Source organism: Bradyrhizobium sp. Mp27, from assembly GCF_029953005.1.
GTDB classification, from domain to species: Bacteria; Pseudomonadota; Alphaproteobacteria; order Rhizobiales; family Xanthobacteraceae; genus Bradyrhizobium; species Bradyrhizobium barranii.
The window spans coordinates 1-10,985 of record NZ_JASAUS010000194.1; the positions used below are offsets into that span (position 1 = coordinate 1).

Below are 10,985 nucleotides of genomic sequence, written 5' to 3' on the forward strand. Positions count from 1 at the left end.
TGTTGAACGAGGACGAGCGCCGCTTGATGCCGTGCACGACATAGCCGAGCGACAGCAAATATTCGGCGAGATAGGCGCCGTCCTGACCGGTCACGCCGGTGATGAGAGCGACACGCCCCTTTGAGTTGCGAACCGTCATGGTCTTCCTTAGTTGCACCGGAAAGAGCTGCACTCTGAGAAATCATTGCGAAGCCGCTTCTCGAAAAGATCGATATGCGGATGCGCGCTCCATCGCAATTAAAGGATACGCTCGGCAAGCCAAGTCATACACCGGACTCAGGAAAACACACCATATACATTGATTTAGGTGGACTGAATGATGCCGGCGCATGAGCTTCAAAGATGAAAGTCGAGCGAACCCTCGCAACGGCGACGATCCCAAGCAGGCGGGATGGATGGTAGGCCCTGTTAGACGCGCTCGGGGGCGCTTTGCCTCCTCGCGATATTTCTGGGGTCCTTATCTTTCCACGCGCGCAGGTATGTTTTCCGTTTGGTCCCTCATGGCGCGGAAGAGTGACGTGGTGAGACTTCCGACTAGAAGACGTAGCCTTCGCGGCTCATAATCAGCGCCGCTTTGCTAATTGCGGGTAGGCAATGGACGGCCTGATGCAAAACAGAATGAGAAAGAAAGGCAAACGTTGGTATAGACTTTGTAACGTTTCGATATCGAAATCTTACGTTCGTACAATGGAGCTTTGATGCCAGTCCTCTAACTTGACCGGGCATAAGTTGCCTCTGTCCAATCATGAAAAGTCTCTTAAACCCTCATCGCAAGTGTGTTTCCAGCAAGTCGGGAGCAGCTGCGCAAAGAGATGAGCAGGGACTATGCGGAACGTGGGCAGATCTCATCTTTCTGTCTGAAATGGAGCGAAGCCCAGACGAAGCGTCACTCGCCCGGGAGAATGATTAGTGAGACGCGAGGACTCAGTTGTTGCCATATTGACCGTGCCCGGCAAGCTGGCATCGCTTCTCGCTTCTTCTGAGAACACAAACTGCGTCCTGAAATGGCTCCTCGGTGAGAGTGAGCCAAGCAAGATAACCTGCTTCACCGTAGGATAATTGGCTTTCCGTTCTGTTCGAATGCCCTCAATCTATGGAGCGAGACTATTTGATACATCTTGGCAGCGGCTTGTTGCGCCGGCGACAGTTAGTGAGGCCGTCGAGCGAGCCTGTTTGGGCGGACTTGGATGCGCCGTGCAGGCGCACTAGCGCATCTGATTCTGCTTCAGGCAGTCACGCCAATGGCGATGGCATCGCAGTGTTTCTTCGATCGGCCAGCCAAAAGCGGAATCTAGCTGGGCGAAGCGATGATGGCCGGGAGATCTAAATGAGGCCAGAGAATGCGGCGGTGATAAAGGCGCCCGCTGAAAATCCCGAACCTAAACCTGTTACCTTTGGGCAAACGAAGTTTGCGACGGTGCTCCTGTTGGAGGAACGTCAGACTTCTTGAAGCTGGGCTGCATGGATTGATATGTGTGGAATTGTTGGCATTTTGGGCCGTGGTCCGGTCGTTGATAAGTTGGTCGCGTCGCTCAGGCGATTGGAATATCGTGGCTACGATTCCGCGGGCCTCGCAACTCTCGAAGGAGTCCGGATCGAGCGCCGCCGCGCCGAAGGTAAGCTGAGGAACCTTGAGGAGCAGCTGCGCTATTGTCCGCCGTCGGGGCATGCTGGCATCGGTCACACCCGCTGGGCGACTCATGGAAAGCCGACCGAAAGCAATGCTCATCCGCATGCGACGGAGAATGTCGCGGTCGTTCATAACGGGATCATTGAGAATTTCCGCGAGCTGCGAGCCGAGTTGGAGCGGAATGGAGCCGGCTTTAACTCGGAGACGGACACCGAGGTAGTGGCGCATCTCGTCGATTCCTATCTCAAGAATGGCTACTCGCCGCCGGATGCGGTACAGGCGTCACTGCCGCGACTGCGTGGTGCCTTCGCGTTGGCATTCCTTTTCAAAGCGAACGACGATCTTTTGATCGGTGCTTGCAAGGGCTCGCCGCTCGCGATCGGACATGGTCGCGGCGAAGTGTATCTAGGCTCGGACGCAATTGCGCTCGCACCTTTGACCGACACCGTCACCTACCTTGAAGACGGCGACTGGGCCGTGCTTACGCGCGCAACGTGCGTGATTTATGGTGCAGACGGCTCTATCGTCCAGCGGGAAACATCAAAATCTGGCGTATCAGCGCTCCTTGTGGACAAAGCGAATTACCGCCACTTCATGGCCAAAGAAATTCACGAGCAGCCGACAGTGGCCGGCAAGACATTGGCGCATTATCTCGATGTTGCGGCCAAACGCGTCGCCCTGCCGCTCGCGTTGCCCTTCGACTTTAATTGCATTCAGCGCATTTCAATTACTGCGTGCGGCACGGCTAGCTACGCTGGGCACATCGCCAAATACTGGTTCGAGAGGCTCGCGCGTTTGCCTTGCGACGTCGATGTAGCCTCTGAATTCCGCTACAGGGAGGCGCCTTTGCGCCGAGGCGATCTCGCAATAGTCATCTCGCAATCGGGCGAAACCGCTGACACATTAGCTGCCTTGCGATACGCCAAGGGCAAGGGCTTGCATACGATATCTGTGGTTAATGTACCGACGTCGACGATTGCGCGCGAGAGCGAATCCGTTTTGCCTACCCTGGCAGGGCCAGAAATCGGCGTCGCTTCCACCAAGGCATTTATCTGCCAGCTGATGGTATTGGGGGTGCTTGCCGTCAGAGCAGCTAAGGAGCGGGGTAAGCTGTCTGAAATCGATGAATCGCAGCTCGTGCGCGAGCTCATTGAGGTGCCGCGATTGATTGCTGCGGCCCTGTTGGTCGAGCCCCAGATTGAGAAGCTCGCGCGTTATATCGCCGGCGCGAGGACAGTACTCTATCTCGGTCGTGGCACATCGGCCCCCTTGGCCTTGGAGGGCGCGCTCAAGTTGAAGGAAATTTCCTATATCCACTCAGAGGGCTACGCCGCCGGCGAGCTCAAGCACGGCCCGATCGCACTGATCGATGAGGCTGTGCCTGTGGTGGTGATCGCGCCTTACGACGAGGTCTTCGAGAAGACCGTCTCTAACATGCAAGAGGTGGCCGCTCGGGGCGGCAAGATCATCCTGATCACCGATGCGAAGGGTGCGTCTGAAGCGATGGTAGACACGCTCCTGACCATCGTGCTGCCGGCAATGGTCGCAAGCTTTACGCCGCTGGTCTATGCCATTCCGGTCCAGCTCTTGGCTTACCATACCGCGGTCGCAAGGGGGGCGGACGTGGATCAGCCGCGTAATCTTGCAAAATCGGTCACGGTGGAATGAGGCTGGAGAAGTTAGTATCAAAGCATTGAGGTCTCGGCCTCGAGCCATTCGGCGCGGGTTTGGTGGCCTAGGTTCTGCGGGGACGGAATCCGACAAGTTCCCAATCCGGGTCGCTCGTAGCTGTCGTGCGGTTTTGGTGAACTTAGCTGATGCTGCCATCAGCCTCGTATAGCAGAATCGACTAGCCTAGGGGCGATCCGGGATGTTGCACGACTGGGACGGCGTTCATCACGCCCGTCCACAGCCCTGTTGCCCTGGTCGCCATCGACCGGAACAGGTGGTCGTCATCGATCGGAAATGGTGGTCGCCATCAATCGGATTCACTGGTCGCCATGCCCCGGAGCGCGCAGCCTGACTTCGACGGCTCTGTACTTCGAGCGCTGTTTATTGAAACGAATACCGAAAGTCACGCGCGTGCCGGACACCAGATCAGCCCCTGCGCAGCCGCGAAGGTCCGATATGTGCACGAACAAATCCTTGCCGTCGCCATAGTCAGGCCGAATGAACCCCAGCCCTTTTCAACGCTGTACGACACTACTGTTCCGGTGCGCATGTTTGTTCCACGGTCTTGCGGCTCGATATCGCCGCCTACTACTCCGGAGCTGCGGGTGCACTTTCCGTTCCTAACTCGGCGGCGACGAGCGCGAGCGAAGATGAGCGCCACCACTTGAACATCCTGACTCACCTCGCCTCACAGCAAACCGGCGGGGCGGACCAGGCGCTAGAAGCGACGAGCCCGCCCCTAACATTACCGCATCTGGAGACTCGGTGATGCTGCCCAGGACCGAGCAAGGGTCGTGCCGAATCGAGAATCGGAGATTCTGCAGGCGCTTCGTGGCGGGCTACAGGGTCAAGGTGTTCGCTTTGGTCTGAAAACTGATGGCCGACGGGGGCACTGTCCGTCCCAGTTGGTCCCGCCGAACTTCGGACTGCAGGCTCACGCTCGCGCCGCCAAATTGCCCCGACAACGTGCTGCCCATCACGGCCCAGCGCATTCTCTTGCACGCCCGGCCTGTACGCGATGGCGGCATTCATCCGACCTGCTAAGCACACAGAAATTTCGCTGGCGTATTGAACAGCAGGCAAGCGGGCCTTTTAATCGATCGTCTCCCTTCGGACGCGCACCCGTTCTCCAACACGCTGTGCGCGATTGAGGCTCGAAAACTACGCAATCACGAGCTCGACCATCTCCATCTCAGAATCACTGAGCCTCACGAGGAGGAGCATTCGCATGGGTAGTCGAGCAAGTAGCGAAGCTGGACTGGGGTGATTGTCAGGCTTGCCAAAGGTGCGTTCACCTCGGAGGTAATAGAGCGCCATCGACCCTATTTCACGCTTGGCGAATTGCTCAGCTAGCCGCAGATGACGGCCCGCTCTAAATGATCTTATCTCTCAGCCTTTGCTGAACGATTTCGACCAGAACTGCTCCGCGAAATCCAGATGGCACTTCATCACGTCCGAGGGAGTTTTGGAATTGGCAAGATTCTTCAGAAGATTGACCTGAGCGTGCAGAGAGGAAGCAGCCAGCTTTGACCCGTCCTTCAACGCCGCAGCGAACAGGTCTGTTGTCTCTTCGAGGGATTTTTTCCATTCCGGAGACGCAAATGAATGGCTTGATGCAGCCCTCGCTGATTCTCCAACATCGTGCGTGGTGCCTCCCGCTTCAGAGGCTGAAGCCTGGGCGGCCCGTTCGGGCTCTGGATGGGTCTTCCGTTCGCGTTTCTCGTATTCGGGACCTCTCGCGGTCATTCAACGTCTCTCCGTCTAAACAGGATCGCAGCTCGCTGCGTGGTCTAGATCCGACCAAGAGCTTCGGAAAGTACCACAACCGGCAACATGTCGAACCTATCTCATTTGGTAGCACTTGCTCATCGGGATTGCTTAAGCGGATATCCGCACCATTTGCGGGGTATGCGAACGACCGCGAGATTTGACTGAGAATTTCCTGCACGGCATGAAGAAAGTTGGTGGCAAGGAAGTCGAGAAGGACCGCGTTCTAACACTCGACGAACTGAAGCCTTCTTTGCGATCCTCAACGATGAGGAAGCGGGCATCACGGATGGAACGCGCTTGGCGCTGAAAGTCCGTATTGCTGACAGCCCAGCGCCGGGGCGAAGTCGCGAGCATGATGCGTTCCGAGCTTCACGGCCTACACGGGGAAAAGCCCCACTGGATCATTCCCGCTGTACGGACGAAGAACAAGAAAGCGGAGCACACAGTCCCGCTCTTCCCGACTGCCGTCAAGTTGATCGAGGCGGCCTTGGAGATCGGCAAGCCAGAGAAGGGAGAGGACCAAGGCAACAGACCCGTCGTTGCCAGTCGCTTCGAAAGCGTTGGGGTGCTTGCGAGCCACTGTATGAGCCAGGCTGTGCGGCGCTTGTTGGAAGACAATGAGCTGGTAGCCTTTACGCCCCATGACCTCAGGCGTACAGCCGCGACCATCGTTCATGCGTCTATGCGCGATGGCATATGTTCGAAGAGAAGCGAGAAGCGATTCCAGCGGATTGAAAAGCATTTAATCACAATCACCGGTTAGCAAACTTCTGCGACACTTCAGCTCCCCTCTCGTCTGTATCGAGCCAGTGCTGTCCGCTCCTCTGCGCTAATGCCCATGAATGTTACGCCGTTGTACCCGCCGTTTGAAAGGGCAGATCGCACGTCATCCGTCGAAGCGCCGATATCGTAAGCGATGTTAGCGAACATATATTGCTGGGTGTCGCTCTCATTGTTCGCGATCTGGGTATTAAGGTGATTGGCGGCGCGATGCGCAACCGCGTTATAAACCCGCTTTTTTTGCGCTGCAACTTTCGGTTCACGCCACTGTAGTATCTGAGTTTTGGTTTGACGGGGAACCGAATCATGATCAGGCACCAAACACGCCAGCGCCCACGAGACGCCCTCTAGAAGAGCGCGTATGCGTGCAGCGATCTTGCCTGCCTCCTTCGGCCCAGGTTGAGTTTCACGCTATCGAGTATGCCCAACACTGCCTGAGCCTCCTCGGCATCAAACGTCGCGACTTGGCGATCTGCCGGGCTCAAAGACTGATCGGCGGCCCGGGCCTGATTGGCTGCAAGCACCTCAAGCGCTTGCGACCGCAGGGCTGTGATCTGCCGAAGATTTCGAGTGTTGATTGTCACCGCCCATTCGGACCCACAGTAGATAGCTGCACGTGACTCGGCGCTTTGACGTGAACCGAGGAAGCGCTGTCCCTACCACTCACCGCTAACTTCACCATGGTCAGCCCAAGCAGCGGAAGAAGCTAACCGGGATGCATATTCGGCGAACGCCCCTATCACAACTACCAGGATTGGTCGTAGCCAGCGCTTGGCGATCAGTTGTGATCTTAGGCAGTATGGCCGCGCCACTAGCGGCGAACCGGCTGCGTCGACAAGAGAATGCACAAGCGCATCGCGCTCTCATCCTGATTGTCGCGCTATAGGAGTTCGTCTCGATACGCTCAACGAAGCCGTCAACAGTTCCGAACTGAAGCTGACAGGCAACGATTTCCACAAGCTGGCCGGAAAGTCCGTGCGCTACACGATTCACATCAATGGCCCGTGGTGCATCACATTCGAGTTTGAAGGAGGCGATGCATTCAAGGTTGACTTTGAACAGTACCACTGAACGCAGAATACCGAATAAGCCATGAGGGCTCCGACATGCTGGAGAGCATCAATGGCAGAGCAGAAGGCTAAGCGCGATCCTAACCGCTGCCCGTCTCATCCGGGCGCCGTCCTTGATGAAATTCTACAGTACATCAGGAAGTCTAAGACCGAGATTGCAGAAGCGCTGGGATTCCAGGCAGCATCTGCACGACATCCTCGCGGAGAAGAAGCCGGTCAGTCCGAACGTGGCCGCCCGGATTGGAAAGCCGGTCGGCAACGGCCCGGCCATCTAGCTTCGTTTGCAGGCAGCCCCCGATGCGTGGCACGCCGACGCGAAGTTGATGTCAGCGAGATCAAGATGCTGGAACCGGCTTAGGGCGACGAGTCCGGGTGCGGGGTCGCCCAAACGGTGTCGCAAGCGATGGTAGCCAGCCCGTCCTCGAAGACAGGGGCTGGCCACCTTTACGCCCGAGAGGTTCAAATTCCCCAAGGTGCTACCATTGTATGGTGGAGAAGAACTGGAGAGCACCTACCAGTACCGGTGGGGTGCCGCGCCCCGCGTGCATGTCATATTGAAGCGCTCGGCCCGCAACTGTTCGAGCTGGCTCCGCTCATAGGAGTAACCGCCGTGCCTAGGACCGATGTGGGGGCGGCAATCCAAGCATTCACGGACTACGCCCGTAGGCCAAGCCATACCCCGGCAGAAGACACCTACGGGCCACAGCGAACTGAAGAGCAGCTGGCCGCTCGGCGATTCCGGGTTGAAGTTATCTGCTCAAAAATGGACGCGGTGGCGGAGTGCCCTCTTTCGACCTTAGCCGAATTCGAGGCGCTCAGACGCGAGATGGGAAAAGATTTTCCCCCAACGCCACCCGCTTTACTCAACCATGTAGTGGACGCATTTTTACGTTGTGGGTCCTACCCGCGCGGCCGGATGACCGACCCTTAATCGTGGACGGAGCCAAATGATGCTTGGCACGTTCTCGCTGCACAAGATCGACCACGCTATACGCGACCTAGAACAAAAAGTCGCCCACGGCGCGGAAATCAGCCGCGAGGAGCTTGCGAGCGGACTGCGGATTACGAAGCATCTTCGAGATGAACTCGAAGTGGCGCTCAAGGTGATCGATGGCCTAAAGGATCATACCGGTCCCGGGTCGACAGGCCGCACAAGGTGGTAGCCGCGACCTAAACAGCGGGAACGTTAGCGGCCACGTGGCTCGGCGCCCGCTTGGAGAAAAAGCGCTCTCCCTACCACGCGCCAGCCTCAAACAGCGGAAGAAGCTGACGGTGGGATACATTCATCGCAAAAAGCCGTGGCACAACTACCAGAACCGGGGTTGCAGCCTCGCGGGGCTCGGGGATCAGCCTCAGATCGCAGGCAGTGCGGGTGAGACTCGGCGCCGTTCGGTTGCGCCGGAGCGGACGCTGTCCCTGCCCCGCCCGCACTGCCGATAGTTAGCGGTCACGTGACTCGGCGCTCAAGTAACCCCCACGCATACACAGGGGAAGCGCTGTCCCTGCCACGCGCCGCTAACCCCCACACGGCCAGCCTCAAAGCAGCGGAAGAAGCTGACCGGGAGGTCATCGCTCGCAGAACGAGCGTAACTTACAGAACCGGGAATGGCCCGTGATTTAGAAGCAGTGGGCGCGACACGGTGCCGACCGACCAGGGGGGCTGAGTTGAAGCACCTGCCGCATCCGCACTGCTGGTGAGTTTAGCGGAAGGTGACACTCCACCCCACTGCTCTGGAAACCCCAGCAATGTCCGTGCCACCCCCGCTAAACCCAACAACCAATTATTGGGACTAGCTTACTGAAAGCTGACGAGACTGCGCGCCCATTCACAAAACGAAAAGCGGCCCACGGGGCCGCTTGCCGTGGAGACAATAAAGACGTTCAGGCCGCAGACGAAAGGCGTTCGGCTCGCTTACGATCAGCGGCAGCCGCACCACGACGACGGCCCGGATCGGCAGTTCTGTGCGTCAAGTTCAGCAAAATCGATTATGGGATCCGGCCGAGCCATCCCCTCGGAGCCGCCGTCGCTCGCTTGCGCAAAAGCGTAGCCCTGGCGAGCGACGGCGGCGGAGAGGGGGGCGTGCATCCCCTTGGTGGGCCTGAGCATCGTCAGGCCGCCGGCGTAGCGCCTCCTTGTGCTCCTTCGGCAGATCCATGTTTAGATGGCGATGGTCCTCGAGCCAGGCCTCATGGCGCTCGACGGTCAGCGCCCGTACCAGCCTTAAACAGCTCTCGGCATTGGGGAGGATTCGCACGACATAGGTTCGCCGCCTGATCTCCTCGTTGAGGCGATCGAGCAAATTGGTGAGATGTCTCGGTGCCAACGTTCCCGCTGCGGTGTTCTACATCGTGGAGTATGGTGCGACCATCGGGACAGCGGCACCGGGAGCACGAAGTGCGGGCAGGCCGATGTTATTCCAGAGCCGAGAGCTCGAGTTAGTAGCTGGCGGCCGCCTCCGTGATGGGCTCGAGTATCCCGAGGTCACGCGGGTCGAACTCGATCGAGCGGCGCCCCCTCCACCGGCGTATCGGCGCGGCCCGCGCCCATCTGCGCCATGTGCATCGCGATTCTCCGCGCGCGCTCACCTGCTGCGGACCTCACCATCGAGATCGAGCTCGGAGGGGGATGGCATCCGCTGCGAGACTCATGCCCAGGGCACGGCCGTCGAGAGGTGTCCGGGGCTGGAGAACATCTGCATTCTGCAGCGCGTCGTCGGTCATAAGGTCACCTGCAGGCGGTACGATCGCGCGAACGATGTTCTTGTCGATATCGCCCCTCCAGCCTGGAGGTCGGGAGTAATGAGATGGGGAAGTAATGACATGGATTGGCGCCGCGACCTCATGCTGTGGCACCCGCGTCTGTTCCTCACGACGGCCGAGGAGCCTAGTCGCTCGTTCGGCTACCCGCACTGCGAGCGAGGGTGGCAGGATATCCTGGTCCGGCTCTGTCGCAGGATCGAAGTCGCGCTCCGCGACGGCGAGACCTTCGAATTCGTCCGCATCAAGCAGAAGATGGGCATCCTGCTCGTCGACTGGGACACCGAAGCCTCGAAGTCCACCGAGTCCGCGATCGGCCATGCAGTTGACCTGGCCGTCGCCCGCTCCGCCTGCACCTGCGAGATTTGCGGCGCGGAAGGCCGGCTGCATGCCAACAAAGGGTGGCTCGAAACCCGCTGCGCAGAGCACGCGGCCGGCGATCCAGTGCCGCCCCACTTGGGGCAGGGCTTCGACAACGTCCGCCGGCTGCGCCGCCGGCGAGGCCAGGCCAGCGTTTACTACGCGCTTACGACCGCGACGCCGACACTTTGACCGAGGTGCCGCCGCCCTCGCCGCAGCAGGAGCGCTAAGATGGCCAGATTTCGCTGTAGCGCCTAGGACCAGCAAGGCGAGTTCACCTAGCCGCGCCGGCGAATGCGCCGTCCGGCATCTCAATGGCTATCGCGGCATCCTCCAAGTGGATGGCTACGCCGCCTATAACAAGCTCGCGCGATCCGATCGCGGCGATGATGGCATCACGTTGGCCGGCTGCTGGTCACACAGCCGGCGCAAGTTCTATGAGCTGCATGTTGCAGGGAGCTCGGAAGTGGCAACGGCGACGCTCGAGCGGATGGCGAAGCTCTGGCAGGTCGAGAAGACCGTGCGCGGTCAAAGCCCCGACGCCCGCGTTGCCGCGCGCCAGCAAGCCTCCGCGGCTGTCGTCGCAGATCTCTTCGATCTCTGGCAGCAGACCTTGCGGCGGATCTCCGGCAAATCAAACTGGCCGAGGCGATCCGCTATGCTGTCTCGCGCCGTGCCATCTTCGAACGCTTCCTGCTCGACGGCCGCATCGAGCTCGACTCCAACATCGTCGAGCGCGCCATCAGACCGCAGACAATTACAAGAAAGAATAGCCTGTTCGCGGGCAGCGACGGCGGCGGACGAACCTGGGCGACCATCGCAACACTGCTGCAGACTGCGGATTTCACGGATCGTGAGCATCGATTTCGCGCGATCGTGAGCACTGAATTCAGACGATCGTGAGCAGCCCGCTACGGCCGATGGGAGATAGAGTCAGTGTTCTGGTT

At 58.9% G+C, this 10,985-nt stretch carries 8 protein-coding genes and 3 pseudogenes; 7 read left to right on the forward strand and 4 right to left on the reverse strand.

Features of this window, described 5'->3' with window-relative positions; genetic code table 11:
• The coding region (locus QJT78_RS44365; RefSeq protein ID WP_281460632.1) for a GDP-mannose 4,6-dehydratase at nucleotides 1-139 on the reverse strand (139 nt) is incomplete at its 3' end.
• Nucleotides 140-1,471: 1,332 nt separating this feature from the next.
• On the opposite strand from QJT78_RS44365, the gene glmS reads away from it, so the two are divergent.
• Nucleotides 1,472-3,298 (forward strand): glutamine--fructose-6-phosphate transaminase (isomerizing), encoded by a 1,827-nt coding sequence (glmS, locus tag QJT78_RS44370; RefSeq protein WP_028154023.1) that lies wholly within the window; start codon nucleotides 1,472-1,474, stop codon nucleotides 3,296-3,298.
• A 1,392-nt stretch (nucleotides 3,299-4,690) separates the two neighbouring features.
• Here glmS and QJT78_RS44375 read toward each other — a convergent pair.
• A complete protein-coding gene (locus QJT78_RS44375; RefSeq protein WP_014498051.1) occupies nucleotides 4,691-5,047 on the reverse strand; it encodes a hypothetical protein in 357 nt (118 codons plus the stop codon).
• Nucleotides 5,048-5,387: 340 nt separating this feature from the next.
• Between QJT78_RS44375 and QJT78_RS44380 the strand changes: the two genes are divergently transcribed.
• Complete coding sequence (locus QJT78_RS44380; RefSeq protein ID WP_018647864.1) at nucleotides 5,388-5,834, forward strand: tyrosine-type recombinase/integrase; 447 nt, start codon at nucleotides 5,388-5,390, stop codon at nucleotides 5,832-5,834.
• 17 nt (nucleotides 5,835-5,851) lie between these two features.
• On the opposite strand, the gene QJT78_RS44385 is transcribed toward QJT78_RS44380, so the two are convergent.
• Complete coding sequence (locus QJT78_RS44385; RefSeq protein ID WP_011084451.1) at nucleotides 5,852-6,169, reverse strand: hypothetical protein; 318 nt, start codon at nucleotides 6,167-6,169, stop codon at nucleotides 5,852-5,854.
• A gap of 453 nt (nucleotides 6,170-6,622) precedes the next feature.
• Between QJT78_RS44385 and QJT78_RS44390 the strand changes: the two genes are divergently transcribed.
• The 3 genes and pseudogenes from QJT78_RS44390 to QJT78_RS44400 all read left to right on the forward strand — a co-directional run bounded on the left by QJT78_RS44390 (nucleotide 6,623) and on the right by QJT78_RS44400 (nucleotide 8,084).
• Entirely contained in the window at nucleotides 6,623-6,922 is a 300-nt protein-coding gene (locus tag QJT78_RS44390; protein WP_014498049.1) for a type II toxin-antitoxin system RelE/ParE family toxin, read from the forward strand.
• A 51-nt stretch (nucleotides 6,923-6,973) separates the two neighbouring features.
• Nucleotides 6,974-7,279: pseudogene (locus QJT78_RS44395) on the forward strand (HigA family addiction module antitoxin).
• Between the two features lie 589 nt (nucleotides 7,280-7,868).
• Nucleotides 7,869-8,084, forward strand: coding sequence for a hypothetical protein (locus QJT78_RS44400; protein WP_018647863.1), 216 nt, complete (start codon nucleotides 7,869-7,871; stop codon nucleotides 8,082-8,084).
• Nucleotides 8,085-9,038: 954 nt separating this feature from the next.
• Here the strand turns inward: QJT78_RS44400 and QJT78_RS44405 are convergent.
• A pseudogene (locus QJT78_RS44405) lies at nucleotides 9,039-9,233 on the reverse strand (transposase); the annotation flags it as partial.
• A gap of 508 nt (nucleotides 9,234-9,741) precedes the next feature.
• On the opposite strand from QJT78_RS44405, the gene QJT78_RS44410 reads away from it, so the two are divergent.
• Together QJT78_RS44410 and QJT78_RS44415 are read left to right on the forward strand one after the other, a co-directional pair.
• The gene (locus QJT78_RS44410; RefSeq protein ID WP_026312792.1) at nucleotides 9,742-10,230 is read left to right on the forward strand and encodes a hypothetical protein; all 489 of its coding nucleotides are present in this window, start codon (nucleotides 9,742-9,744) and stop codon (nucleotides 10,228-10,230) included.
• 88 nt (nucleotides 10,231-10,318) lie between these two features.
• A pseudogene (locus QJT78_RS44415) lies at nucleotides 10,319-10,941 on the forward strand (IS66 family transposase); the annotation flags it as partial.
• Nucleotides 10,942-10,985 lie beyond the last annotated feature (44 nt).